Below are 24332 nucleotides of genomic sequence, written 5' to 3'. Positions count from 1 at the left end.
CGCGCCACACTAAGGGCTGTCGCAATGAAGGAGCAGGGCGCTACACTGGTCCGCGATGCTCGGCCGCGACCATAAACAAAAGTTAAGCCTCCCGCGCTACGTCGGTGCGGCTATGTTTGTGAGCCGGTTGCGTTATCATCTCACCGTTGGGGAGATCGACACTCCGATGGGCCGAGCGCTCGTCGAGGAACGCTATGCGGCGCTTCGTCGCCAGGTGCCCATCCTGTACGTGCTGGCAACGACCAACGTCTTTGCCTTGCAGATCACCACCAATGGCTCGATCTCACTGGGGCTAGAGGTCACCACCATCATGCTGGCGTGCGCGATCGCGCGGACGTGGCTGTGGCTGCGCTCGACCTGCAATCCCGACCACCGGCTGATGATTTCGCGCATCCGCCAGGCATGTGGCTTCGCAGCTTTCATGTGCGCCTTGCTGGCTTGGTGGTGCTGGCACCTGCTCGGTACAGCGCCCTCCGACACCCACATGGCGATCTTCCTGCTCGGCGGATTCACGGCTGTCGGTATCGCTTTCGGTCTCAGCGCGGTGCCCCCCGCCGCTTATCTGACCCTGCTCCTGCTCGGGGTTCCACTCGCCGCCATCGGCTTGCAATCGCCCAACCCCAAATATGTGGGCGCCGCGGTCAGTCTTGCCGTGGTGATGTTCCTCGTCTTGCAACTGATTGCGCGGCAAAGCGCCCAGTTCACCACCATTGTCCGCTCGCGCTGGGCGATCGGCCAGCAACAAGAATTGGCAGAGACGGCGCGGCAGGAGGCCATCACCGCGGCAACGACCGATTTCCTGACCGGTCTTCCCAATCGCCGCGCCTTCGTGGCCGCAGTCGCCGATTGCGCCGCCAGCGGTCAGCCGTTCGCCGTCGCAGTGACAGACATCGATCGCTTCAAGGTCGTCAACGACACCTACGGACATAGTTATGGCGACGCGCTGCTGAAGGTCGTCGCCAAGCGATTGGCGCGGGCCGCGCCGGCACAGTGCCTGGTGGCGAGGATGGGTGGAGACGAATTTGGAATCCTGTTTCCGTCGATGACGTCGCCGAGCGATGCCCGTGAAGCTGGCAAGCGCCTGCTGAAGAAGGTCAATCGGCCGGCGATCGTCGAGCGACGCAAGTTTCCACTCTTTGTAAGCTGCGGAATCGCCCTGTCGCGTGACGGCGTCGAGGCTACGCCCTCGCGGGTGCTGACCGATGCTGATATCGCTCTCTACGATGCCAAGGCGCAGGCGGTTAGCGACGTTGCGGTGTTCGAGCTCGCCATGGACGTTCCGCGACAGCGCCGGGCCAAGATCGAACATGCACTGCAGGCCACCGACGTCACCCAGCGTATCCAGGTCTTTTTTCAGCCGATAATCGATCTGGCGACCGGGCGCCCCGTGGCGAACGAGGCCTTGGCCCGGTGGACCGATCCTGAGCTTGGCAATGTCCCGCCGTCGGAGTTCGTGAGCATTGCCGAACAGCTCAACGTTATCGGGAATCTTGGCGATCACCTGATGAGGCTCGCCATCGACGAAGTCGCGCGCTGGGATCCGGCGATCCGTCTGTCCCTGAACCTCAGCGCGGTCCAGCTTTGCTCCGCCGACCTTTCGGAAAAGGTTCTGGACGCCCTCGAGCAAGCCCGTCTGGGGCCTGAACGATTACAGGTCGAAGTCACCGAAACCGCGCTATTCGCCGACTTCGGGACGGCCAAGCACAATCTGGCGCGTCTCCGGGCGGCCGGGGTCATGGTCGTGCTCGACGACTTTGGCGCGGGCTATGCCTCGATCGGCTATCTGCGCGAGTTTCAGTTCGATCAGATTAAGCTCGATGGCGCGCTGGTCACGGCTGCGCTGGACAATGCGGATGGTGAGCGTCTGCTGGGTGCGGTGATCTCGCTCTGCCGCGGGATTGGTGTGCCCATCGTCGCCGAACATATCGAAAGCGAGCGCCACCTTACCCTCATGCTCAAACTCGGCTGCACTCTTGGGCAGGGATATTGGCTGCAGCCGCCCGTTCCCGCCGCAGAGCTGTTGCAGCAGCCGTTCGAGCCGTCCGGACACGGTCATACCGGTACGGAATTGGCGCGCTCGGCCGCCTGAGGCCAAACGCGCCTACCCATTCGCTTACTGGTCGAGGAAGCTCCGCATCTTGCGGCTCCGGCTCGGGTGCTTGAGCTTCCTCAGCGCCTTAGCCTCGATCTGCCGGATGCGTTCGCGGGTGACGCTGAACTGCTGGCCAACTTCCTCGAGGGTGTGGTCGGTGTTCATGCCGATGCCGAAGCGCATGCGCAGCACGCGTTCCTCGCGCGGGGTCAGCGAGGCCAGGACGCGGGTGACCGTTTCCTTGAGGTTGGCCTGGATCGCGGCGTCGACCGGGATGACGGCGTTCTTGTCCTCGATGAAGTCGCCGAGGTGGCTGTCTTCCTCGTCGCCGATCGGCGTCTCGAGGCTGATCGGCTCCTTGGCGATCTTCATCACCTTGCGAACCTTCTCCAGCGGCATGGAGAGGCGCTCGGCGAGTTCTTCGGGAGTCGGCTCGCGGCCGGTTTCGTGGAGGAACTGGCGGCTGGTGCGGACCAGCTTGTTGATCGTCTCGATCATGTGGACCGGGATGCGGATGGTCCGCGCCTGGTCGGCGATCGAGCGGGTGATCGCCTGACGGATCCACCAGGTCGCGTAAGTCGAGAACTTATAGCCGCGGCGATACTCGAACTTGTCGACCGCCTTCATCAGGCCGATGTTGCCTTCCTGGATCAAGTCCAGGAACTGCAGGCCGCGGTTGGTGTATTTCTTGGCGATCGAGATGACGAGGCGCAGGTTGGCCTCGACCATTTCCTTCTTGGCGATGCGGGCTTCACGCTCGGCCTTCTGGACTTGGTTGACGATCCGCCGGAATTCGCTGAGCGCCATGCCGGTCGACTGGGCGATCTCGCCGATCTCGGTGCGGATGCGGTCGACGGTATCGGCCTCGGTCGCGGCAAAGGCGGCGAACTTCTTGTCGATCTTCGACACGCGCTGCAGCCAGCCGTCGTCGAGCTCATGGCCCATGTAGCTGTCAAGGAACGCCTTGCGCGGCACGCGGTGGCGTTCGGCCAGACGCAGCATCTGCCCGCCGAGCGCGGTCAGGCGGCGGTTGTAAGCGTAGAGCTGCTCGACCAGATATTCGATCTTGGCGTTGTGGAACTGGACGCTCTCGACCTCGGCGGTGAGGGTCTCGCGCAGCTTCTGATACTCCTTCTCCTTGGTCGGGGAAAAGGGGGTGCCGGCCGCCATGCAGGCGAGGCGGGCGTCCTGGAGCTTGGCGAACTTCTTGTAATGGTCGGTGATCGCCGCGAATTTCTCGAGCGCGCTGGGCTTCAGCGTTTCTTCCATCTGGGCGAGGGAAAGGGTGTTGTCCTCTTCCTCTTCCTCAGCGGGCTTGGGCGCGCGATTCTCGCGCAGTTCGTCCTCGTCGTCGCCGTCGGCTGGGGCCGATTCGGGCTCTTCTTCTTCCTTGATCGACGGACCGGCGGCGGCGGCAGTGACTTCGCCGTCGCCATCCTCGTCATTCTCGGCGGCGTTGAGCTGCTCGGCCGACGGACCCTTGGACAGCATGGCTTCGAGATCGAGGATCTCGCGCAGCTGCATGCGGCCTTCGTTGAGCGCGGTCGACCATTCGATGATCGCGTTGAAGGTGATCGGGCTTTCGCACAGGCCCCAGATCATGGTGTCGCGGCCGGCCTCGATGCGCTTGGCGATCGCGATCTCGCCCTCGCGGGAGAGAAGCTCGACGGCGCCCATTTCGCGCAGGTACATGCGGACGGGATCGTCGGTGCGATCAACAGTTTCCTTTTTCACCGCGGCGGCGGGGCGCGGGCCGCCGTCGTCGAGCGGATCGACCTCGTCGTCAGACGCGGGTTCGGCTTCCGCCTCCTCCTCGTCGTCGCCGCCTTCTTCCTTTTCGACGATCTGCACGCCCATATCGTTGAGCGCGGACATGACGTCCTCGATCTGCTCCGAGTTCATCTGATCCTGAGGCAGCGCCTCATTCAACTCATCGATGGTGATCGTGCCACGCTTCTTGGCGCGCGCGATCAGTTTCTTCACCGACGCGTCGTTGAGATCGATGAGCGGGGCGTCGCCGCCGTCCTGATCGTCGTTTTCTAGGGGTTCTTTGGCCATGGTTGTCGGGTCGCTTAGTCGCTGGCGCTATAATCTGCCAGTCTCTTGGTTGTTTCCTGGTTAGCAAGCAGCAGCCGGTGCTGTTCAGCCACAGCTTGCGGGTCGTCCATCAACCGGGCCGAAACCTCCGCCAAGCCTTGCGCGATTTCGTGGCGGTCGCCGAGCAGTTCGATCACCGCCCGGAGGTCCGCCCGCGCCTGGTTCGGCTCGGTATCGATTCGGTTGAAGGAGAAACCTTTTCCGAAGCCGCCCAGCGCCTGTTGCAGGAGCCGGTCGATCTCGGTGTCTGCCAAGATGGGCGCGACCGCAGCCGAATCAAGGTTTCCCCCGGCAAGGGCCTGATCGAGCAGGCGATGCTTGAGCCGCTCGGCCGCCGGATCGGCGAACGGAAGGGCCGAGAGGATGCCGGCTTCCTCCACCACCAGGTCGGGAAAGCGGGCGAGCCCGGCGGCCAGCGCGCGGGCGGTGAAGGGGTCGACCCCGCTGACAGCGATGGCACGTGCGCCTTCGCTGGCGGGCGGCTCGGGCGGCACGAAGCCGCGGCCCTTGACCCACGTCCCGCGGCGCTGCTGCGAGCCGCCGCCGGGAGTGAAGGCGGGGCGCTCGCGGCGGTTGAGCGCGTGAAAGCGGTCCATCCACTCGTCGCGGTAGAGCTGCGACAGGCTGCGGTCGGGGATGGCGGCGGCATGGTCGAGCAGGCGCTGCTTCAAGCCGGCGCGCTGTTCGGGCGTGGCGAGGGGGGTCGAATCGCGCTCGTGGCGCCACAGGCGGTCGACGAGGGGTTCGGGGGCCTGCAGCAGCGCCTCGACCGCGTCGCGGCCGCCGCTGTTGACGAGGTCGTCGGGGTCCTGACCCTGCGGCAGGGTGACGAACGATAGGGTGCGTTCGGGGCCGAGGAGGGGCAGGGCGCGGGTGGCGGCGCGGATGCCGGCCTTTTGCCCCGCCGCATCGCCATCGAGGCAGAGGATCGGCGAGGGGTCGAGCCGCCACAGCAGTTCGAGCTGGCGCTCGGTGAGCGCGGTGCCGTTGGGGGCGACGGCCTCGGCAATCCCGCCGCGGTCGAGGCCGATCACGTCCATATAGCCTTCGACCACGATCAGCCGCTTGGCCTGGCGCGAGGCGGGGGAGGCGCGGTCGAGATTGTAGAGGCTGGAGCCCTTGTCGAACAGCGGGGTCTCTGGAGAGTTCAGATACTTGGGCTCGCCCGCGCCAAGGATTCGGCCGCCGAAGCCGATCACCCGCCCGCGCGCGTCGCGGATCGGGATCATCAGCCGGCCGCGGAAGCGATCGTAGGGCTCCTTGTCGTCGACCTGGATGAGCAGCCCGCCTTCGATCAGTTTCGCGTCGGTGTGGCTGGCGAGCGCCGTGCGCAGGGCCTGGCGGCGGTCGGGGGCGAAGCCGATTCCGAACCGCTGGATCGCGCCGCCGCCGATCCCGCGGCGCTGGCAGTAGGCCAGCGCTTCGGCGCCCTCGGGGGTGTGGAGCTGTTCGGCGAACCAGCGCTGCGCTGCCGCCATGACGTCATGCAGGGTCGCCTGCCGCTCCGCCCGCTCGCGGCCGCGCGGGTCGGCGGCGGGGACTTCCATCCCGGCGGAGGCGGCGAGCTCCTTGACCGCGTCCATGAACGGCAGGCCGCGGCTGTCGGTGAGGAAGCGGAACGCGTCGCCGTGCGCGCTGCAGCCGAAGCAATGGTAGAAATGCTTCTCGTCATTGACGGTGAAACTGGGCGTTTTCTCGTTGTGGAACGGGCAGCAGGCCTTCCACTCGCGCCCGGCGCGGGTGAGCTTCACGTAGGGCGCGATGACGGAGCTGAGGGTGACTCGGGCGCGAAGCTCGTCGAGGAAGGCGGGGGAGAGGGTCATGGACAGCGGGTAACGCTAGCCCGCCAACGCCCCCTTCACCAGCGCACTGGCCCGCGCCGGTTCGATGCTGGTGCCAAGGCGCTCTTTAACTGCGGCCATGACGCGGCCCATGTCCTTCATTGAGGACGCGCCGAGTTCGGTGACGATCTCGCCAATCTTGGCGCCGGCTTCCTCGTCGCTCAACTGCGCAGGGAGGAAGCGTTCGATCACGGCGATCTCGCTTTCCTCCTGCGCGGCAAGCTCTTCGCGGTTGCCCTGGCGGTACATGGTGACCGATTCGCGGCGCTGCTTGATCATCTTCTGCAGGACTTCGGTGACCATCGCATCGTCGTCGGCGGGCGCAGTGCCGGTGCGCAATTCGATGTCGCGGTTCTTGATCGCGCTCTGGATCAGGCGGATGGTGGCGGTGCCGGGCTTGTCCCCGCCCTTCATGGCGGTGACGAGGGCGGTCTTGATGGTGTCTCGGATCATGGACATGCCGTTAAATGCTGTCGCTCCGGTTGACCATCCCGCGTTGCTGCCGTAGCGGCGGCGGCTTAGCGACATCGCCGGTTTTCACTCTCACGGAGCCTTCCATCCGATGGCCAGTCCTGCGCCCACGCCCATGCCGAAGGGAGCCACCGGCGCCCTCGTCTTCGCCGATGGCCGGGTGGTCTGGGGACAGGGGTTCGGGGCCGAGGGCGCAGAGGTGGCGGAGCTGTGCTTCCACACTGCGATGACCGGATACCAGGAGGTGATGACCGATCCCTCCTTCGCGCGTCAGGCGATCTGCTTCACCTTTCCGCACATCGGCAATGTCGGCGCCAACGACGAGGACGTCGAGGCGGACGACCCCCATGCGGTGGGCGCGATCGTGCGCGAGCCGGTGACGAGCCCGAGCAATTTCCGCTCGAAGGTCGATTTCCCCGAATGGATGAAGCGCAATGGGCGGATTGGGCTGGCCGGGGTCGATACCCGCGCGCTGACCAGGCTGGTCCGGCGCGAAGGGCCACCGACGGTGGTAATCGCGCATTCGGCGGCGGGCGAATTCGACCTGCCGGCGTTGCAGCGCCTGGCGAGCGAATGGCCGGGGCTGGAGGGCATGGACCTCGCCAAGGAGGTGTCGTGCGAGCAGCTGCGGGTGTGGAGCGGCGGCAAGTGGGAAATCGAGCTCGGCTATTCCGACGGTGGTAACGAGGCCGAGCGCCCCCACGTCGTCGCGATCGACTATGGCTCGAAGCGCAACATCTTCCGCAATCTGGTCGAGGCCGGGGCGCGGGTGACGATCCTGCCGGCGACGGCGACCTCCGACGAGGTAATGGCGCACGAGCCCGACGGGTTCTTCCTGTCGAACGGCCCGGGCGACCCGGCGGCGACGGGGGAGTACGCCATTCCGGTAATCCGGGCGATGCTGGACACCGGCAAGCCGCTGTTCGGCATCTGCCTCGGCCACCAATTGCTCGCGCTCGCGGTCGGCGGCAAGACGAGCAAGATGTTCCAGGGCCACCGCGGGGCCAACCACCCGGTCAAGCGCCTTGCCGACGGGCAGGTCGAGATCACCAGCATGAACCACGGCTTCGCGGTCGAGCGCGAGGGGCTGCCGAACAACGTGCGCGAGACGCATGTGTCGCTGTTCGACGGGTCGAACTGCGGGATCGAACTGGCCGACCGGCCGGCATTCAGCGTGCAATATCATCCCGAGGCGAGCCCGGGGCCGCAGGATAGCTTCTATCTGTTCCAGCGCTTCGTCGGGATGATGGGGTGAGCGCAGGCAGCCTCGCCCTGCTGCGCCAGCAGATGGCCCGGCGGACGCCGGGCGCGGTGCGCAAGCTGGTCCGGATGGGCGAGCATTTTGCGCGGCGACAGCGTGATTGGGCGTTGCTGCTCAAGGCTGCATCGGGCGTATCCGGATCCGACCGCAGGACCCTTGCGACCTCGGCGCTGGCGGCACCGCTGACCGCGCTCAGGGCTTTAGACGGGTTCGGCTCACCGGTGCTGCTGCGCGACGTCCAGGTTAGGGTCGACAAGGTCGGTGTTTTCCAGCTGCGGGGGGGTACCGACGACCCGATCCACATCCTGCGCTGGCGCGAGCCGCATATGTGGGCGGCGCTGGAGGAGCGGCTGCGGCCGGGCGATCGGTTCGTCGACGCCGGCGCCAACATCGGCTTCTATGCCTTGCGCGCATCCCAGCTGGTCGGGCCGGGCGGATCGGTGGTCGCGATCGAGATGATGCCGGGCACGGCAGAAAGCCTGCGCGCCAACGTCGCGGCGACTGGCGCTGACAACGTCACGGTGGTCGAGAAAGCGCTGGCGGCGGCAGATGGCGAAATGCTCGAGGCCAGTGCCGATCCGAGCAAGCTTGGGCAGGCCTCGATCGCGACGGCCAGCGAGGGCGGGCGATCGTTGCGACTGACGGTGGAGACCGCACGGCTCGACACCTTGATCCCCGAAGGCCGCGTCGCGCTGATGAAGATGGACCTGGAAGGCGCGGAGTTTGGCGCGTTGCGGGGCGCCACCGGCCTGCTCGATCGGGTCGATGCGCTGATCTACGAAAGCAACGGCGACGATCCGCGCATCGAGCAAATGCTGCGGGGGCGCGGCTTTACGGTGCGCCACCTCGCCGCCCACGACTACATCGCCGTCCAAGACACGAGCCGCTGAGAAGGAACGCAGACTTGCCCCGCCGCACAGACATCTCCTCTATCCTCATCATCGGCGCCGGCCCGATCGTCATCGGACAGGCGGCGGAGTTCGATTATTCGGGGAGCCAGGCGGTCAAGGCGCTGAAGGCCGAGGGCTATCGCGTGATCGTGGTCAATTCGAACCCGGCGACGATCATGACCGACCCGGAGCTGTGCGACGCGACCTATATCGAGCCGATCACGCCCGAGGTTGTGGCGAAGATCCTCGAGGCGGAGAAGCCCGACGCGCTGCTGCCGACGATGGGCGGGCAGACCGCGCTCAACACTGCGCTGGCGCTCTACAAGGACGGAACGCTGGACCGGCTGGGGGTTGAGCTGATCGGCGCGAATGCCGAGGCGATCGAAAAGGCCGAGGACCGCCAGAAATTCCGTGACGCGATGGACCGGATCGGGCTGGAGAGCCCCAAGTCGGCGGTGATCCATACGGTCGAGGAAGCGCTGGCGGTGCTCGACACCATCGGGCTGCCGGTGGTGATCCGGCCGAGCTTCACGCTGGGCGGGACCGGGGGCGGGATCGCCTACAACCGTGACGAATATTTGCACTTCGTCCGCACCGGGCTGGAAGCGTCGCCCACCACCGAGGTGCTGATCGACGAGAGCCTGGTCGGGTGGAAGGAATATGAGATGGAGGTGGTCCGCGATCGCGCCGACAACGCCATTATCATCTGCTCGATCGAGAATGTGGATCCTATGGGGGTGCATACCGGCGATTCGATCACGGTCGCTCCGGCGCTGACGCTGACCGACAAGGAATATCAGCGGATGCGTTCGGCCAGCATTGCCGTGCTGCGCGAAATCGGTGTCGAAACAGGCGGTTCCAACGTTCAGTTCGCAGTCGATCCGAAGACCGGGCGGATGATCGTGATCGAGATGAACCCGCGCGTGTCGCGGAGTTCGGCGCTGGCGTCCAAGGCGACCGGCTTCCCGATCGCCAAGGTCGCGGCCAAGCTGGCGGTCGGCTACACGCTGGACGAGATCGCCAACGACATCACCGGCGGCGCGACCCCGGCGAGCTTCGAGCCGACGATCGACTATGTTGTGACCAAGATCCCGCGCTTCACCTTCGAGAAATTCGCGGGTTCGCCGGCCGAGCTGTCGACCGCGATGAAGTCGGTGGGTGAGGTGATGGCGATCGGGCGGTCGTTCGCCGAGAGCCTGCAGAAGGCACTGCGCGGGCTGGAGATCGGTCTGTGCGGGCTCGACCGGGTGCGTCCGCTCGAGAATGCGGCGCAGGACGAGATCGAGGCGGCGCTGGCGGTGGCGACGCCCGACCGGTTGCTGGTCGCGGCCGAGGCGCTGCGGCACGGGATCAGCGTCGAGCGAATCAATCAGATCGCCGGGTTCGACCCGTGGTTCCTCGAGCGGCTGGCGGAGATCGTCCGTGCCGAGGGTCAGGTGCGGGCCTATGGTCTGCCCAACGAGGCGGCGGAGATGCGACGCCTGAAGGCGATGGGCTTCAGCGATTCGCGGCTGGCGCAGCTGAGCCTGCGTTCGACCGGGATGAGCCGCGGGATGGGTGAGCTTCAGGCGCGCGGCGGCGGGATCGTCCACGAGGCGATGCGGGCGATGACCGGCGGGGTGACCGAGGCCGAGGTGCGCAGCCACCGGCTGAAGCTGGGCGTGCGGCCGGTCTACAAGCGGATCGACAGCTGCGCGGCCGAGTTCGACGCCTCTACGCCCTATCTCTACTCGACGTACGAGACCCCATTGTTCGGCGAGGCCGAGGACGAGGCGGAGATCACCGAGCGGCGCAAGGTGGTGATCCTGGGCGGCGGGCCGAACCGGATCGGGCAGGGGATCGAGTTCGACTATTGCTGCTGCCACGCCGCCTTCGCGCTGCGCGATGCCGGCTTCGAGACAATCATGATCAACTGCAATCCGGAGACGGTGTCGACCGACCCGGACACGTCGGACCGGCTGTATTTCGAGCCGCTGAGCCACGAGGACGTGCTGGAGATCCTGACCCGCGAGGCCGAAAAGGGGGAGCTCGCCGGGGTGATCGTGCAGCTTGGCGGGCAGACCCCGCTGAAGCTTGCCGCCAGCCTGCAAAAGGCGGGAATCCCGATCTTGGGCACCAGCCCGGATTCGATCGACCTGGCCGAGGATCGCGAACGTTTCTCGGCGCTGGTCAACCGGCTGCGCTTGAAGCAGCCCGAGAATGGCATCGCCCGCAGCCGGGAAGAGGCGCTGAAGGTCGCCGAGCGGATCGGCTATCCGGTGCTGCTGCGGCCGAGCTATGTGCTGGGTGGGCGGGCGATGGAAATCGTCGACGGCCCGGCGCAGCTGGAGCATTACATCGCCACCGCGGTGCAGGTGTCGGGCGAAAGCCCGGTGCTGGTCGACCGCTATCTGCGCGATGCGACCGAGGTAGACGTCGACGCGATTTGCGACGGCACCGACGTGGTGGTCGCCGGCGTGCTCGAGCATATCGAGGAAGCAGGCGTCCATTCGGGCGACAGCGCCTGCTCGATCCCGCCGCACAGCCTGTCAGCCGAGATCATCGCCCGGATCGAGGAGCAGACCCGGGCGCTGGCGCTGGCGTTGGGCGTCAAGGGCCTGATGAACGTCCAATATGCGGTTAAGGACGGCGAACTCTATCTGATCGAGGTCAATCCGCGCGCCAGCCGGACAGTGCCGTTCACCGCCAAGGCGATCGGCATTCCCATCGCCAAGATCGCCGCGCGGGTGATGGCGGGCGAGCTGCTCAAGGACCTGCCGGTGATCGACCGCGCGATTGCGCATGTCGCGGTCAAGGAGAGCGTATTCCCGTTCGCGCGCTTCCCAGGAACCGATCCCGTGCTCGGACCGGAAATGAAGAGCACCGGCGAAGTCATGGGAATCGCGGACGATTTCGAGATGGCCTTTGCCAAGAGTCAGATCGGCGCGGGGACCGTGATGCCGGGCCGAGGGACGTTGTTCGTGTCGGTCAAGGACAGTGACAAGGAAGGGATCGTCCCGGCGGTCGAAGCGATGCTGGAGCTTGGCTTCGAGGTGATCGCGACCGGCGGGACCCACGATCACCTGGCCGCGCGCGGGCTTCCGGTGACCAGGGTCAACAAGGTGGCGCAGGGGCGGCCGCATATCGTTGACCGGATCGTCGACGACGGAGTGCAGATCGTGTTCAACACCACCGAGGGCTGGCAGAGTCTTAAGGACAGCCAGTCGATTCGCGCCACGGCGCTCAACCGCAAGGTGCCGTACGTGACCACGGTTGCCGCGGCGCAGGCGATGGCGCGGGCGATCCGAGCCAGCAAGGGGCGCTCGCTTGAAGTCCGCTCCTTGCAGACCTATTATTCCGCCCGCGTATCCTGATCATCCCCATGACGTCGGTACTCGGGCACGCGGCCTGGCCGCGCGGGGAAGTTTTGAAGAAAGAAGTAAGCTGATGGCGAGTGAAAAGGTGCCGATGCTGGCCGAGGGCTATCGGAGCCTCGAAGAGGAGGCCAAGCGGCTCAAGGCGGAGCGTCCGCAGATCGTCGATGCGATCGAGGAAGCGCGCGCGCATGGCGACCTGTCCGAGAATGCCGAATATCATGCCGCCAAGGAGCGGCAGGGCCAGATCGAGGCGCAGCTTGCCGACATCGAGGATCGCTTGGCGCGCGCGCTGGTGATCGACCCGACCACGCTCAGCGGTGACAAGGTGGTGTTCGGGGCGACGGTCAACCTCGTCGACGAGGACGACAAGCCGGTCCGCTATCAGCTGGTGGGCCAGACCGAAGCCGACGCCAAGGTCGGGCGGATCAGCTACAACAGCCCGCTTGGCCGTGCCCTGATCGGCCGTCAGGTCGGCGAGGAGGTGGAAGTCACCACGCCGAGCGGGGATCGTTATTACGAGATTGCGGGGATCGAGTTCGTTTGATGACCCTCCGCACGGCCTTCCGACCGGTATGGCCGGCAGGAAAGGTCTGAGGGTGGCCGGGATCACCCGCACCGCGACCTTCTGGATCGCGGTGGTGACCGTGCTGGTCAGCATCTTCACGGGCCTCGGCGCGCTTGGCGTCCATGCCCCGCTGACCTTTGGCTTCGTGCCGGCGCGGGTCACTGGGCTCGGCTTTCCGTTCACGTCGGTGCCGGTGTTCCTGACCCCACTGACCGCCACGCTGGTCCATGGCGGTGCGATGCACCTCGGCTTCAACCTGTTGATGCTGGTATGGTGTGGTCTCGCGGTCGAGCGGGTGCTGGGCAGAGGCGCCCTGATCTTCTTGTACGTGGTCGGCGCCTATGCCGCGATGGTCGCGCAGTGGGCATCGGACCCGGCGGGCGTCGGTCCGGTGATAGGCGCAAGCGGTGCGATCAGTGGGCTGATCGGGGCCTATGCCTTGAGCTTCGGCAGACCGCGTCTGGTCAGTAAGAACATGAAGCTCAACCGCTGGATCAACATCGTGTGGCTGGCGGCGGCGTGGAGCGTGCTTCAGGTGGTGGTGGGCTGGTCGGCCGGTCAGCAGGGCATGCTGCTGGCGACCCCGGCGCATATAGGCGGGTTCGTCGCCGGCCTGCTATTGCAGCGGCCGTTGCTGTTGTGGCGGTACCGCCGGGCCTGAGGGGCTAGGCCTCCGGCTCCAGCAAGCGGTGCAGATGCACCACCACATATTTCATCTCGGCGTCATCGACCGTGCGCTGAGCATTGGCGCGCCAGGCTTCCTCGGCCTCCGCATAATTGTCGAACAGGCCGACGATGTGGATGTTGGGAAGGTCGGAGAAATCGGTGCCCCGCGGATCCGTCACGCGGCCGCCGAAGACGAGGTGGAGCTTGCTCATGCGCGCCGCCTAGCATGAGCGTGGCGCACAAAAAACCCTCCCGCTAACGGGAGGGCTCAGTCGCCAAAAGGCGAATGGGGTGGGCTTGCTGTTCGCCGGCCCACCCCCGGCCCCTCCCACAAACGGGAGGGGATTTACATCAGGCGTTGGACGACGTGCTGCTGCTGCCGAGGAATTCGCGGACTTTGTCACCGGCCATTTCGTCGAACTTCTGCTTGGCGAGTCCACGGCCACGATCGAGCGCGCCGGTACCGGCGTCGCTGAGCTTGCGGCCATAGGGCTCGAGCAGTTCGCGCTCGCGGCTGCTGGTGGGAAGCACGGCGCCGAGCACGGCACCGATCGCAAGACCGGCGCCAAGCGCGATCAGCGGCGAGTTGTCGATCTGGCCCGAGGCACTCGACCCCAGCTCCGAAAAGCGGCTGCCGGTCCTGGTGCTCGTACCGGCAAGGTCGCTGGTGTTGGTGGCGCTGTCGTAGGTGTTGTTTTTAGCCATTGAGATTCTCCATGTCGTCGGCCTTGCGGCGCGACGCCTTGTCATTCTGGTGTGGGGCGGTGTCGGGGTCCGAGCTCCGGAAGAAGCTGCGAACTGCCGAGAACAGAGGTTTGCGAGCGATGTAGAGCGCAGCCACGGTGGCGACCCCGGCGGTGAGGCCGGGATTGTCCTTGACCGCGGTGACGGCGTCGTCCGCCACCACGATGCTTTTGTCCTTGGCCGATTGGACGGCGTCCGAAGCCAGCTTGCCGGGCGCGAGCCTGGCCTTGGCTTCTTCGACCGTGTTCAACAGCCGCGCCTTGGCCTCGTCGGCCTCGCCGCGGGCCCGGGCGATGCGAACCTTTGCCGCGCCGCTCATGCCGCATCCTCCAGGCCCTTGGTCGCCTTGGTGTAGGCGAGGTAACCGAGGCCCCCCGCCGCCACCAGGCAGATCACCAACGTCACCACACCGGCCAGCGTATCGCTCATCAGCGAGGCGAGGCCGACGAAAATCGTGGCGATCATGACCAGAAAAGCGGCATGGGCGAACAGCAGCGCGACCAGTCCGAGGACCAGCGGCGCCTTGAGTGCCTTGGCCTTTTCGATGCCGACGGCCTTGTAATAGCCGACTTCGGCACGGCCGTAGGACTTGGCATCCTCAACCAGGCGATGGACGAGATCACCGATCCCGTCCGGTTCGCCCTGCGCGGTTACGGTTCGCTTCAGCATCGGATCACCGGGTAGTGCTGGCTCGGTCATCCTGACGGTTCCGGGTTCCATTGCTGCTCTCCTCCGGCATGCCGGCCTTCAGAAGTCGAACAAGGCCGAAGCCGAGGATCGCCGCGCCGGTAATCGCCACCGCCGGGCTCTTGCGGATCAGCGCCCGGGCATCGTCGACCAGCTCGTCCGGATCCTTGCTTTCAAGCGTGCTGGCGTAGCGCTGGATGGTCGAGCTCGCGGACTTGGCATAGTCGCCGTACTGCGGGCCGAGGCGCTCGCCGATCTGCTCGACGGTATCCTCGATGATGCCAGCGATGCTGCCGAGGGTCGTGGAGCCGCTCTTGAGGCCTTCGCCGACGAAACCGCGGGCGCGGCCGAGGGCCTCGTCCTTGGCCTTGCCGGTGACGTTGCTGACCATGCCGCGGATGCCGCCATTGCTGGCCGAACCATCATCGTCGCTGGTCGAGGTGCCGGTGATCAGCGAGTCGGTCTGGCTGTCGCTCGTCGTCACCGACGTGCGGCCACCCGTGGAGTTGGTCGCGGATGAGGTGCCGGCCCCGCCGAACGCGGTGCCGCTGCGGCCCGTGCCGCCGGTGGTGCCGCCAGTGCCGCCAGCCTCGATCACAGTGTCGGTGCCTTCGGGCAGTTTGTTGGTGGTATCGGCCATCAGCCTCTCCTCTTTCAATCGTGACGCTGGAAAACTTGGGTATGGGCCGATAACGAGCCGCTACCGCCGCCGTTCCGGCCATCGTTGAACAAGTGACATGGGACCCGATCCGCGAGTCCGCAACGGCTGCGTAACGATTTAGCCTGCTGGAGAGCCCGATCCAATGACCGCCATCCTCGACATCCACGCCCGCTCCATCCTCGACAGCCGCGGCAATCCGACGGTGGAAGTTGACGTCACGCTGGAGGATGGCAGCATGGGCCGGGCGGCGGTGCCGTCGGGGGCCTCGACCGGGGCGCATGAAGCGGTCGAACTGCGGGACGGGGATAAGAGCCGGTGGGGCGGAAAAGGGGTCGGCAAGGCGGTGGACGCCGTCAATGGCGAGATCGCGGACGAGCTGGTCGGCTACGAGGCCGAGGACCAGGCCGAGATCGACGCCGCGCTGATCGCGCTGGACGGCAGCGAGAATAAGAGCCGGCTGGGCGCCAATGCCATCCTTGGCGTCAGCCTTGCAGCGGCCAAGGCGGCGGCGGACGCGCGGGGGCTACCGCTCTATCGCTATGTCGGCGGCGTGGCGGCGGACACGCTGCCGGTGCCGATGATGAACATCCTCAACGGCGGCGCCCATGCCGACAACCCGATCGACTTCCAGGAATTCATGGTGATGCCGGTCGGTGCGCCGACCTTTGCCGAGGCGCTGCGTTGCGGGGCGGAGATCTTCCATGCGCTGAAGGGTAAGCTGCATGCGGCCGGGCTGGCGACCGCGGTCGGCGACGAGGGCGGGTTCGCGCCCAACATCGCCTCGGCCCGGGCGGCGCTCGACTTCATCGGCGAGGCGGTCCACGCCGCCGGCTACACGCTGGGCGAGGACGTGCTTCTGGCGCTCGACTGCGCCGCCACCGAATATCACCGCGACGGCAAGTATGCGATGGAAGGCGAGGGGCTGAGCCTTTCGCCCGAAGACAATGCCCGTTTCCTCGCTGACCTCGTTCGCGATTACCCGATTGCCTCGATCGAGGACGGGATGGGCGAGGACGACATGGCCGGGTGGAAGGCGCTGACCGAGCTGCTGGGCGACAAGTGCCAGCTGGTCGGCGACGATCTGTTCGTCACCAATTCGGTGCGGCTGGCCGACGGGATCCGCGACGGCATCGCCAACTCGATCCTGGTCAAGGTCAACCAGATCGGCACGCTGAGCGAAACCATCGCGGCGGTGCGGCTGGCGCAGATTAGCGGCTATACCGCAGTGATGAGCCACCGGTCGGGAGAGACCGAGGATTCGACCATCGCCGACCTCGCGGTCGCGCTGGCCTGCGGGCAGATCAAGACCGGCAGCCTGGCGCGAAGCGACCGCACCGCCAAGTACAACCAGTTGCTCCGGATCGAGGAGGAACTGGGCGACGTCGCGCGCTATCCGGGTCGGGCGGCGCTCAAGGCCTATCGCCGCTGAGGGTTCGAAAGCATCGGTTCGGCACTTTTTTGTTGCAGGGGCGTGCCGAACCCCTTGCGTCCGTGACTCAAAACTGATTCTGTCTCCGCATGGGACGGGGGGCAGTGAGCCAGGCGCAAAGCCTGATCCGCAGGGCGATGTGGCCCGCGGTGTCGCTGCTCATCATCGGCACTTTCGCGGGCCATGCGGTGGCCGGGCCCAATGGCCTGCTGGCGTGGGGCGGCTATCACCGCGACCTCGCCGCCAAGCAGGGGCAACTGGCCAAGCTGGAGAGTGAGCGGCAGGCGCTCAAGCATCGCTCGGCGCTGCTCGACCCGCGCAAGGCCGATCCCGACATGGCCGACGAACTGATCCGCAAGGACCTCGGCCTCGTCCGGCCCGACGAAGTGATCGTCACGCTCGAGGACTGAGCCACCTGCGGCGTTGCATGACGGCGCCATCGGCTCCTATAGACCCACCCAGATCATTCATCCGACGAGGTAAATTGTGGCGCGTACGCCCAAGGCCGCGGCTCCGGCCGAACCGTTGAACCTGACCCGCGCGGACGAGGCGTCACCGCTTCTCGCCAATCGCGAACGCCCGCCCCAGCCGCAGCGCTATCAGGCGAGCAAGGAAGAACTGCTCGACTTCTACAAGCAGATGCTGCTGATCCGTCGCTTCGAGGAGCGCGCCGGGCAGCTCTACGGTCTCGGCTTCATCGGCGGTTTCTGCCACCTCTACATCGGCCAGGAAGCGGTCGCGGTAGGGCTGCAAAGCGCGATGACGGTGGGCAAGGACAGCGTCATCACCGGCTATCGCGACCACGGCCATATGCTCGCCTACGGGATCGACCCCAAGGTGATCATGGCCGAGCTGACCGGGCGTGCTGCGGGCATTTCCAAGGGCAAGGGCGGCTCGATGCACATGTTCTCGGTCGAGCATGGCTTCTACGGCGGTCACGGCATCGTCGGCGCTCAGGTGTCGCTGGGCACCGGGCTGGCGCTCAAGCACAAGTATAGCGAGGATGGCGGGGTCAACCTCGCCTACTTCGGCGACGGCGCGGCCAACCAGGGCCAGGTCTACGAAAGCTTCAACATGGCGAAGCTGTGGGACCTGCCGGTGATCTACGCGATCGAGAACAACCATTATGCGATGGGCACCAGCGTCGAGCGCTCGGCCTCCGAGCCCGATTTCTACAAGCGCGGCGAGAGCTTCCAGATCCCCGGCATCCAGGTCGACGGGATGGACGTGCTGGCGGTGCGCGGCGCGGCGCAGGTCGCGCTGGAGTGGACCCGGTCGGGCAAGGGCCCGATCATCCTCGAGCTCAAGACCTACCGCTACCGCGGCCACTCGATGAGCGATCCCGCCAAGTACCGCACCCGCGAGGAAGTGCAGAGCTACCGCGAGAACCAGGACCCGATCCAGCGCGCTGAGAAGGAGCTGGCCGCGATGGGCGTGCCCGAGGATGAGCTCAAGGCAATCGACAAGGAAATCAAGGACATCGTGGTCGAAGCTGCGAAGTTCGCCGAAGAAGCGCCCGAGCCCGAGGCGGGCGAGCTTCACACCGACGTTCTGGTGGAGCGCTACTGATGGGCATTGAACTGAAGATGCCGGCCCTGTCCCCGACGATGGAAGAGGGCACGCTCGCCAAGTGGCTGGTCAAGGAAGGCGACACCGTGTCCAGCGGCGACATCCTGGCCGAGATCGAGACCGACAAGGCGACCATGGAATTCGAGGCGGTCGACGAGGGCGTGATCTCGAAGATCCTGGTCCCCGAGGGCACCGACGGGGTGAAGGTCGGGACCGCCATCGCGCTGATGGGCGGCGAGGGCGAACAGGGTTCGGCTGCGCCGGCACCGGCGCCCGCTCCCGCTGCGGCTCCGACCCCCGCGGATCAGAAGGTCGAAACCGACGCGCCGGCGCAGAAGGCCGAGACCGGAACTACCCAGCTGGTGAAGCCGCAGGCGGTCGATCCGGAAGTGCCCGAAGGCACTGCGATGCAGAAGCTGACGCTGCGCGAAGCGTTGCGTGATGCGATGGCGGAGGAAATGCGCCGCGACGAGCGCGTGTTCGTGATGGGCGAGGAAGTCGCGCAATATCAGGGCGCCTACAAGGTGACCCAGGGCCTGCTCGACGAGTTCGGCGCCAAGCGCGTGATCGACACGCCGATCACCGAATATGGCTTCGCCGGCCTTGGCACCGGGGCGGCGATGGGCGGGCTGAAGCCAGTCATCGAGTTCATGACCTTCAACTTCGCGATGCAGGCGATCGATCACATCATCAACTCGGCAGCCAAGACCAACTACATGTCGGGCGGCCAGATGCGCTGCCCGATCGTGTTCCGCGGCCCCAATGGCGCCGCCAGCCGGGTCGGCGCCCAGCACAGCCAGAATTATGCCCCGTGGTATGCCAGCGTACCCGGCCTGATCGTCATCGCTCCGTATGACGCGGCCGATGCCAAGGGACTGCTCAAGGCGGCGATCAGGAGCGAAGACCCGGTCGTGTTCCTCGAGAACGAGCTGCTTTACGGCCAGACCTTCGAGCTGCCCGCGGTCGACGACTGGGTGCTGCCGATCGGCAAGGCCCGCACCATGCGCGAGGGCAAGGACGTCACCATCGTCAGCTATTCGATCGGGGTCGGGGTCGCGCTCGACGCGGCGAACACGCTGGCGGGCGAGGGGATCGAGGCCGAGGTCATCGACCTGCGCACGCTGCGTCCGCTTGACAAGCAGGCGGTGCTGACCAGCCTTGCCAAGACCAACCGGGTGGTTGTGGTGGAAGAGGGCTGGCCGACCTGCTCGATCGCCAGCGAGATCATCTCGATCTGCATGGAGGAAGGCTTCGACGACCTCGACGCTCCGGTCATGCGAGTGACCAACGTCGACGTCCCGCTGCCCTATGCTGCCAACCTCGAGAAGCTGGCGCTGATCAAGGCGGCGGACGTAGTGGAAGCGGTGAAGAAGGTGACGTACCGAGGGTGAGCGCTAGCGTGCTTCGACTTCGCTCAGCACGAACGAGGGCGTGCACTTCCCCTCGTTAGCCCTGAGCGAAGTCGAAGGGCGGTCGAGCGCTGTGCTCCGTCTTTCGCCCAGCTGTAAACCGCACTAGATGGCCCCGCATGGCCATTCTTCCTATTGTTTGCATTCCCGACCCGATCCTGCGCGAGATCTCGACTCCGGTCGAAGCCTTCGACGCTGAATTGAAGACCCTCATCGCCGACATGTTCGAGACGATGTACGCCGCGCCCGGCATCGGCCTCGCCGCGGTGCAGGTCGGCGTCCCCAAGCGGTTGCTGGTGATCGACCTGCAGGAAGAGGAGGATGCCGAAGGTAAACCGGTCAAGGACCCGAGCGTCTTCATCAATCCGGAAATCCTGGAAGAGAGCGACAGCTTCGTCCCCTACAAGGAGGGCTGCCTGTCGATCCCCGACCAATATGCCGAGGTGATGCGGCCCGACCGGGTCAAGGCCAAGTGGCAGGACGCTGATGGCGGCTGGCAGGAGGGCGATATCGACGGCTTGCTGGCGGTCTGCCTGCAGCATGAGATCGACCATTTGAACGGCGTGCTGTTCATCGACCACATCAGCCGGCTGAAGCGCGAAATGCTGCTGAAGAAGCTGGCCAAGGGCCGCAAGGACGGCACGATCACCCTCTAAACAAGGCGCTCAGACGACCGCCTTCAGCATCAGCCCGGCTTCTTCGGCCTTCTTGTCGGTGAGGTCGGTCAGGCGGGTCGGATAGTCGCCGGTGAAGCAGGCGTCGCAGCGTTGAGGCTGCTGCGCGCTGCGCTGGTCGCCGAGCGCGCGGTAGAGGCCTTCGATCGAGATAAAGGCGAGGCTGTCGGCATTGATGTATTTGGCCATCGCCTCGACATCCATTTGCGCCGCCAGCAGCTTAGCCCGCTCGGGCGTATCTACCCCGTAGAAGCAGCTGTGGCGGGTCGGCGGCGAGGCGATCCGCATGTGGACCTCACGTGCGCCGGCATCGCGCATCATCTGGACGATCTTTACGCTGGTGGTGCCGCGCACGATCGAATCGTCGATCAGGACAATGCGCTTGCCCTTGATCAGCGCGCTGTTGGCGTTGTGCTTGAGCTTCACGCCGAGATGACGGACTTCCTGGCTCGGCTGGATGAAGGTGCGCCCGACATAGTGCGAGCGGATGATCCCCAGTTCGAACGGGATGCCGCTGGCCTGTGCGTAACCGATCGCCGCGGGAACGCCGCTGTCGGGGACGGGTACGACGATGTCGGCCTCGATTCCCGATTCCTCGGCAAGCACCGCGCCGATGTTCTTGCGGCTTTCGTAGACGCTGATCCCGTCGACCACGCTGTCGGGGCGGGAGAAATAGACATGTTCGAAGATGCACGGGCGGGGCGCGGCCGCGGCGAACGGGCGGAAGCTGCGCACCCCGTCGGCGTTGACGACGATCATCTCGCCCGGGGCAACCTCACGCTCGTAACGGGCGCCGATCACGTCGAGCGCGACGGTTTCGCTGGCGAAGATGATGGTGTCGCCGATCCGGCCCATCACCAAGGGACGGATTCCGAGCGGGTCGCGGCAGGCGATCAGGCCCTGCTCGGTCAGCATCAGGAGGGAATAGGCGCCTTCGACCTGGTGGAGCGCGTCGACGATCCGGTCGAGCATCTTGGACTGGGGCGAGGTGGCGACGAGGTGGATGATGACTTCGGTGTCGGAGGTCGACTGGAAGATCGAGCCGCGCCGGTTGAGCGTGCGGCGCAGCTTCATCGCGTTGGAGATGTTGCCGTTGTGGGCAATGGCGAAGCCGCCGTCGGCAAGTTCGGCGAACAACGGCTGGACGTTGCGCAGCGCGCTGGAGCCGGTGGTCGAATAGCGGACGTGACCGAGCGCGGTGCGGCCGGGGAGTGCACGGATGGTCTCGTCGCGGTCGAAGTTGCCGGCGACGTGGCCCTGGGCGCGGTGCGAATGGAAGCCGGCGCCGTCGAGCGAGGTGATGCCCGCCGCTTCCTGTCCGCGATGCTGGAGTGCGTGGAGCCCGAGCGCGACGAAGCTGGCCGCCACATCGGCGTTCCACACGCCGAAGACTCCGCATTCCTCGCGCAGCTTGTCGTCATCGAAGGGATTGGTCGAAAGCATGAATGTCGCCCGTCCGCCGTGAGTGCCGCCCTATACGGGCGCCCGGAGCCTTTGTCGCCTGCGGAGTGAACCGGGGTTGAAGGGCGCGGCGGGTGCGGGCAGGAAGGTCGCCATGCGCGCGTTGCTCATCCCGCTTGTGCTGGTGCTTTCCTCTTGCGGGCAGGGCGGTCAAGAGCCGCAGGCGGCCAATGGCTCCGGCAATAGTTCGGCGGCAGGTCTGGACGACGATCTCCAGACCTTCGCGGGAGCCGGAAAGGATCGCCTCTGCATCGGCGGAAGGGCGGCGCCCGCGGCGGTCATCACTTATGCCGCCGACGGTCTCAAGAATTGCTCGGCCAGCGGGCGGATGGAGGAGCGGGGCGGCAAGCTCTATTTCGCGCCTCAGGAGGACAGCAGCTGCCGGATCGAAGTGCGTCGCGAGGGTGAGACCCGTTTGACGATGGTCGCGCCAACCGCGGGCTGCGCATTCTATTGCGGACCGGGTGCAAGCTTTGAAGGCAAGACTTTCAGCCGCATGGACAAACCCGAGCCGGTGGTCGATCTCGCCGGAGACCCGCTTTGCTGACAATCTTGTTGATAGCAGTTCGCTGCGCACCTAGACCCTGATCAACCGCCCCTTCCGGAGAGAGCCCCAGACATGCCCGTCTACAACGCCCCCGTTCGCGACACCCGCTACATCCTCGATCACATCGTCGAGATGCAGAACTACGGCAATCTGCCGGGCTTTTCCGACGCGACGCCGGATTTGGTCGAGGCGATCCTCAACGAGGGCGCGCGCTTCACGCAGGAAGTGCTGCTGCCGCTTAATCGCACCGGTGACGAGGAGGGCTGCACCCGCCACGAGGACGGCTCGGTCACCACGCCGCAGGGCTTCAAGGACGCCTACAAGCAGTTCTGCGAGCTGGGTTTCACCAGCCTGTCGGCCCCGGCCGAATTCGGCGGGCAGGGCCTGCCGCACGTGCTGGCGACCGCGCTCAGCGAATATGTGCTTTCGTCGAACCAGAGCTTCGAGATGTACCACGGCCTGACCGCGGGCGCGATCGCGAGCCTGCTGGTCAAGGGCAGCCCCGAGCAGCAGCAGACCTACGTGCCCAAGATGGTCTCGGGCGAATGGACCGGCACGATGAACCTGACCGAGCCGCATTGCGGCACCGACCTCGGCCTGCTCAAGACCAAGGCCGAGCCGCAGGCCGACGGTAGCTACAAGATCTCGGGCACCAAGATCTTCATCTCGTCGGGCGAGCACGACATGAGCGAGAACATCATTCATCTGGTGCTCGCCAAGATCACCGGGGCGCCGGACAATGTGAAGGGCATCAGCCTGTTCGTGGTGCCAAAGTTCATGGTCAATGAGGACGGCACGCCGGGTGAGCGCAACAGCCTCGCCTGCGGGTCGATCGAGCACAAGATGGGCATCCACGGCAATTCGACCTGCGTCATGAACTATGACGGGGCGACTGGCTGGCTGGTCGGCGAGCCGGAGAAGGGCCTTGCCGCCATGTTCATCATGATGAACGCCGCGCGCCTCGGCGTCGGGCTGCAGGGCCTGGCGCAGGGCGAGATCGCCTATCAGAACGCCGTCGCCTATGCGAAGGACCGCCGCCAGGGCCGGGCGATCAACCCGGCGATGCGCGATCCCAATGCCAAGGCCGACAATCTGTTTGTCCACCCCGACGTCCGCCGCATGCTGCTGGAGGCCAAGGCATTCAACGAAGCGGCGCGGGCGCTGATCCTGTGGGGCAGCCTGCAGGTCGACCTCAGCCGCAAGGGCGCGACCGAGGAGGAGCGGCAAAAGGCCGACGACCTGATCAGCCTGCTGACTCCGGTCATCAAGGGCTATCTGACCGACAAGGGCTTCGAGGCCACGGTCAACATGCAGCAGGTGTTCGGCGGGCACGGCTACATCCGTGAATGGGGGATGGAGCAGTTCGTTCGCGATGCGCGCATCGCCCAGATCTACGAGGGCACCAACGGCGTGCAGGCGATGGACCTGGTCGGCCGCAAGCTGGCCCAGAATGGCGGACGCGGCGTGCGGCTGCTGTTCGAGACCATCGCCGGCGACATCGCCAACGCGCGCAAGAATGGCGATCCGGCGGGTGTCGCCGGACCGCTCGAAAAGGCGCTGGGTGAGCTTCAGGCTTCGACCATGTGGCTGGCTCAGAACGGCATGGCCGATCCCAACCACGCCGGGGCCGGCGCGGTGCCCTACATGCACCTGACCGGGCTTGTTACTTTGGGCTGGATGTGGCTCAAGATGGCGGACGTGTCGGCGCGTTTGGAGAATGAAGCGGGTGAGGATGCGGCGTTCCACCAGACCAAGCTCGCCACCGCGCGCTTCTATGCGCAGCGCGAGCTGCCCAAGGCGAGCGCCTATCGCGGGCAGATCGAAGCCGGCGGCGACACATTGATGGCGCTGGCGGAAGACGCGTTCTGAGCCAAGGTCCCCAACCGCAGCCCGACGGGCCGGCGCTGCTGCG

General features: G+C 65.9%; 22 protein-coding genes. 13 read left to right on the top strand and 9 right to left on the bottom strand.

The annotated features are described in order from the left end of the window. Positions 1-55 precede the first annotated feature (55 nt). Positions 56-2089 carry a putative bifunctional diguanylate cyclase/phosphodiesterase gene (locus tag M1K48_RS04210; protein WP_249504616.1) on the top strand — a complete coding sequence of 678 codons (2034 nt, stop codon included), beginning with the start codon at positions 56-58 and terminating at the stop codon, positions 2087-2089. A 24-nt stretch (positions 2090-2113) separates the two neighbouring features. Here M1K48_RS04210 and rpoD read toward each other — a convergent pair whose 3' ends face one another. The 3 genes from rpoD to M1K48_RS04195 are packed head-to-tail and all read right to left on the bottom strand — an operon-like array spanning position 2114 to position 6483. Beyond that, a complete protein-coding gene (rpoD, locus tag M1K48_RS04205; protein WP_249504615.1) occupies positions 2114-4150 on the bottom strand; it encodes an RNA polymerase sigma factor RpoD in 2037 nt (678 codons plus the stop codon). Between the two features lie 14 nt (positions 4151-4164). Then, positions 4165-6012 carry a DNA primase gene (gene dnaG, locus M1K48_RS04200; protein WP_249504614.1) on the bottom strand — a complete coding sequence of 616 codons (1848 nt, stop codon included), beginning with the start codon at positions 6010-6012 and terminating at the stop codon, positions 4165-4167. A gap of 15 nt (positions 6013-6027) precedes the next feature. Then, complete coding sequence (locus M1K48_RS04195) at positions 6028-6483, bottom strand: GatB/YqeY domain-containing protein (protein ID WP_249505172.1); 456 nt, start codon at positions 6481-6483, stop codon at positions 6028-6030. Positions 6484-6592: 109 nt separating this feature from the next. Here M1K48_RS04195 and carA point away from each other — a divergent pair, with 109 nt between their 5' ends. The 5 genes from carA to M1K48_RS04170 all read left to right on the top strand — a co-directional run bounded on the left by carA (position 6593) and on the right by M1K48_RS04170 (position 13234). Next, positions 6593-7756, top strand: a complete 1164-nt coding sequence (gene carA / locus M1K48_RS04190) for a glutamine-hydrolyzing carbamoyl-phosphate synthase small subunit (protein ID WP_406697132.1) — start codon at positions 6593-6595, stop codon at positions 7754-7756. Then, positions 7753-8652, top strand: coding sequence for an FkbM family methyltransferase (locus tag M1K48_RS04185; RefSeq protein WP_249504612.1), 900 nt, complete (start codon positions 7753-7755; stop codon positions 8650-8652). Before carA ends, M1K48_RS04185 begins: the two co-directional genes overlap by 4 nt. Before the next feature lie 14 nt (positions 8653-8666). Further along, positions 8667-12005, top strand: coding sequence for a carbamoyl-phosphate synthase large subunit (gene carB / locus M1K48_RS04180; RefSeq protein WP_249504611.1), 3339 nt, complete (start codon positions 8667-8669; stop codon positions 12003-12005). A gap of 70 nt (positions 12006-12075) precedes the next feature. After that, entirely contained in the window at positions 12076-12552 is a 477-nt protein-coding gene (greA, locus tag M1K48_RS04175) for a transcription elongation factor GreA (RefSeq protein WP_249505171.1), read from the top strand. A 52-nt stretch (positions 12553-12604) separates the two neighbouring features. Next, complete coding sequence (locus tag M1K48_RS04170; protein ID WP_249504610.1) at positions 12605-13234, top strand: rhomboid family intramembrane serine protease; 630 nt, start codon at positions 12605-12607, stop codon at positions 13232-13234. A 4-nt stretch (positions 13235-13238) separates the two neighbouring features. On the opposite strand, the gene M1K48_RS04165 is transcribed toward M1K48_RS04170, so the two are convergent. The 5 genes from M1K48_RS04165 to M1K48_RS04145 form a co-directional block, all read right to left on the bottom strand. Next, complete coding sequence (locus tag M1K48_RS04165) at positions 13239-13451, bottom strand: DUF4170 domain-containing protein (RefSeq protein WP_249504609.1); 213 nt, start codon at positions 13449-13451, stop codon at positions 13239-13241. Positions 13452-13590: 139 nt separating this feature from the next. Beyond that, positions 13591-13944 (bottom strand): hypothetical protein, encoded by a 354-nt coding sequence (locus M1K48_RS04160; RefSeq protein ID WP_249504608.1) that lies wholly within the window; start codon positions 13942-13944, stop codon positions 13591-13593. Beyond that, positions 13937-14302, bottom strand: a complete 366-nt coding sequence (locus M1K48_RS04155) for a hypothetical protein (protein WP_249504607.1) — start codon at positions 14300-14302, stop codon at positions 13937-13939. The genes M1K48_RS04160 and M1K48_RS04155 overlap by 8 nt, the downstream gene beginning before the upstream one ends. Beyond that, a complete protein-coding gene (locus tag M1K48_RS04150) occupies positions 14299-14682 on the bottom strand; it encodes a phage holin family protein (protein WP_249504606.1) in 384 nt (127 codons plus the stop codon). The genes M1K48_RS04155 and M1K48_RS04150 overlap by 4 nt, the downstream gene beginning before the upstream one ends. After that, a complete protein-coding gene (locus M1K48_RS04145) occupies positions 14657-15310 on the bottom strand; it encodes a hypothetical protein (protein WP_249504605.1) in 654 nt (217 codons plus the stop codon). Before M1K48_RS04145 ends, M1K48_RS04150 begins: the two co-directional genes overlap by 26 nt. A gap of 163 nt (positions 15311-15473) precedes the next feature. Here M1K48_RS04145 and eno point away from each other — a divergent pair, with 163 nt between their 5' ends. The 5 genes from eno to def all read left to right on the top strand — a co-directional run bounded on the left by eno (position 15474) and on the right by def (position 20394). Next, positions 15474-16760: a phosphopyruvate hydratase gene (eno, locus tag M1K48_RS04140; protein ID WP_249504604.1), complete on the top strand. Its 1287-nt coding sequence runs from the start codon at positions 15474-15476 to the stop codon at positions 16758-16760. A 104-nt stretch (positions 16761-16864) separates the two neighbouring features. Then, positions 16865-17170 (top strand): FtsB family cell division protein, encoded by a 306-nt coding sequence (locus M1K48_RS04135; RefSeq protein WP_249504603.1) that lies wholly within the window; start codon positions 16865-16867, stop codon positions 17168-17170. A 115-nt stretch (positions 17171-17285) separates the two neighbouring features. Beyond that, a complete protein-coding gene (gene pdhA / locus M1K48_RS04130; protein ID WP_406697331.1) occupies positions 17286-18329 on the top strand; it encodes a pyruvate dehydrogenase (acetyl-transferring) E1 component subunit alpha in 1044 nt (347 codons plus the stop codon). After that, entirely contained in the window at positions 18329-19720 is a 1392-nt protein-coding gene (locus tag M1K48_RS04125) for a pyruvate dehydrogenase complex E1 component subunit beta (RefSeq protein ID WP_249504602.1), read from the top strand. The genes pdhA and M1K48_RS04125 overlap by 1 nt, the downstream gene beginning before the upstream one ends. A gap of 137 nt (positions 19721-19857) precedes the next feature. Next, positions 19858-20394: a peptide deformylase gene (def, locus tag M1K48_RS04120; protein ID WP_249504601.1), complete on the top strand. Its 537-nt coding sequence runs from the start codon at positions 19858-19860 to the stop codon at positions 20392-20394. A gap of 9 nt (positions 20395-20403) precedes the next feature. Here the strand turns inward: def and purF are convergent, their stop codons facing one another. Further along, positions 20404-21855, bottom strand: coding sequence for an amidophosphoribosyltransferase (gene purF, locus M1K48_RS04115; RefSeq protein ID WP_249504600.1), 1452 nt, complete (start codon positions 21853-21855; stop codon positions 20404-20406). Positions 21856-21967: 112 nt separating this feature from the next. Here purF and M1K48_RS04110 point away from each other — a divergent pair, with 112 nt between their 5' ends. Further along, positions 21968-22420, top strand: coding sequence for a hypothetical protein (locus M1K48_RS04110; protein WP_249504599.1), 453 nt, complete (start codon positions 21968-21970; stop codon positions 22418-22420). A gap of 72 nt (positions 22421-22492) precedes the next feature. Next, on the top strand, positions 22493-24289 hold the full coding sequence (locus M1K48_RS04105; protein WP_249504598.1) for an acyl-CoA dehydrogenase C-terminal domain-containing protein: 1797 nt from the start codon (positions 22493-22495) through the stop codon (positions 24287-24289). Positions 24290-24332: the final 43 nt, after the last annotated feature.

The organism is Sphingomonas glaciei (assembly GCF_023380025.1).
Classification (GTDB): Bacteria; Pseudomonadota; Alphaproteobacteria; order Sphingomonadales; family Sphingomonadaceae; genus Sphingomicrobium; species Sphingomicrobium glaciei.
Note: the sequence above shows the minus strand (reverse complement) of the source record. Positions and strands in the feature narration are given on the sequence as shown.

What these genes read in the sequence shown, in the direction of transcription:
- M1K48_RS04160 (WP_249504608.1), bottom strand. Translation starts at nt 13,944, where the DNA reads ATGGCTAAAAACAACACCTACGACAGCGCCACCAACACCAGCGACCTT.
- M1K48_RS04150 (WP_249504606.1), bottom strand. Translation starts at nt 14,682, where the DNA reads ATGACCGAGCCAGCACTACCCGGTGATCCGATGCTGAAGCGAACCGTA.
- rpoD (WP_249504615.1), bottom strand. Translation starts at nt 4,150, where the DNA reads ATGGCCAAAGAACCCCTAGAAAACGACGATCAGGACGGCGGCGACGCC.
- def (WP_249504601.1), top strand. Translation starts at nt 19,858, where the DNA reads ATGGCCATTCTTCCTATTGTTTGCATTCCCGACCCGATCCTGCGCGAG.
- dnaG (WP_249504614.1), bottom strand. Translation starts at nt 6,012, where the DNA reads ATGACCCTCTCCCCCGCCTTCCTCGACGAGCTTCGCGCCCGAGTCACC.
- M1K48_RS04155 (WP_249504607.1), bottom strand. Translation starts at nt 14,302, where the DNA reads ATGAGCGGCGCGGCAAAGGTTCGCATCGCCCGGGCCCGCGGCGAGGCC.
- M1K48_RS04145 (WP_249504605.1), bottom strand. Translation starts at nt 15,310, where the DNA reads ATGGCCGATACCACCAACAAACTGCCCGAAGGCACCGACACTGTGATC.
- M1K48_RS04195 (WP_249505172.1), bottom strand. Translation starts at nt 6,483, where the DNA reads ATGATCCGAGACACCATCAAGACCGCCCTCGTCACCGCCATGAAGGGC.
- carA (WP_406697132.1), top strand. Translation starts at nt 6,593, where the DNA reads ATGGCCAGTCCTGCGCCCACGCCCATGCCGAAGGGAGCCACCGGCGCC.
- M1K48_RS04125 (WP_249504602.1), top strand. Translation starts at nt 18,329, where the DNA reads ATGGGCATTGAACTGAAGATGCCGGCCCTGTCCCCGACGATGGAAGAG.
- purF (WP_249504600.1), bottom strand. Translation starts at nt 21,855, where the DNA reads ATGCTTTCGACCAATCCCTTCGATGACGACAAGCTGCGCGAGGAATGC.
- M1K48_RS04210 (WP_249504616.1), top strand. Translation starts at nt 56, where the DNA reads ATGCTCGGCCGCGACCATAAACAAAAGTTAAGCCTCCCGCGCTACGTC.
- M1K48_RS04110 (WP_249504599.1), top strand. Translation starts at nt 21,968, where the DNA reads ATGCGCGCGTTGCTCATCCCGCTTGTGCTGGTGCTTTCCTCTTGCGGG.
- eno (WP_249504604.1), top strand. Translation starts at nt 15,474, where the DNA reads ATGACCGCCATCCTCGACATCCACGCCCGCTCCATCCTCGACAGCCGC.
- M1K48_RS04165 (WP_249504609.1), bottom strand. Translation starts at nt 13,451, where the DNA reads ATGAGCAAGCTCCACCTCGTCTTCGGCGGCCGCGTGACGGATCCGCGG.
- M1K48_RS04105 (WP_249504598.1), top strand. Translation starts at nt 22,493, where the DNA reads ATGCCCGTCTACAACGCCCCCGTTCGCGACACCCGCTACATCCTCGAT.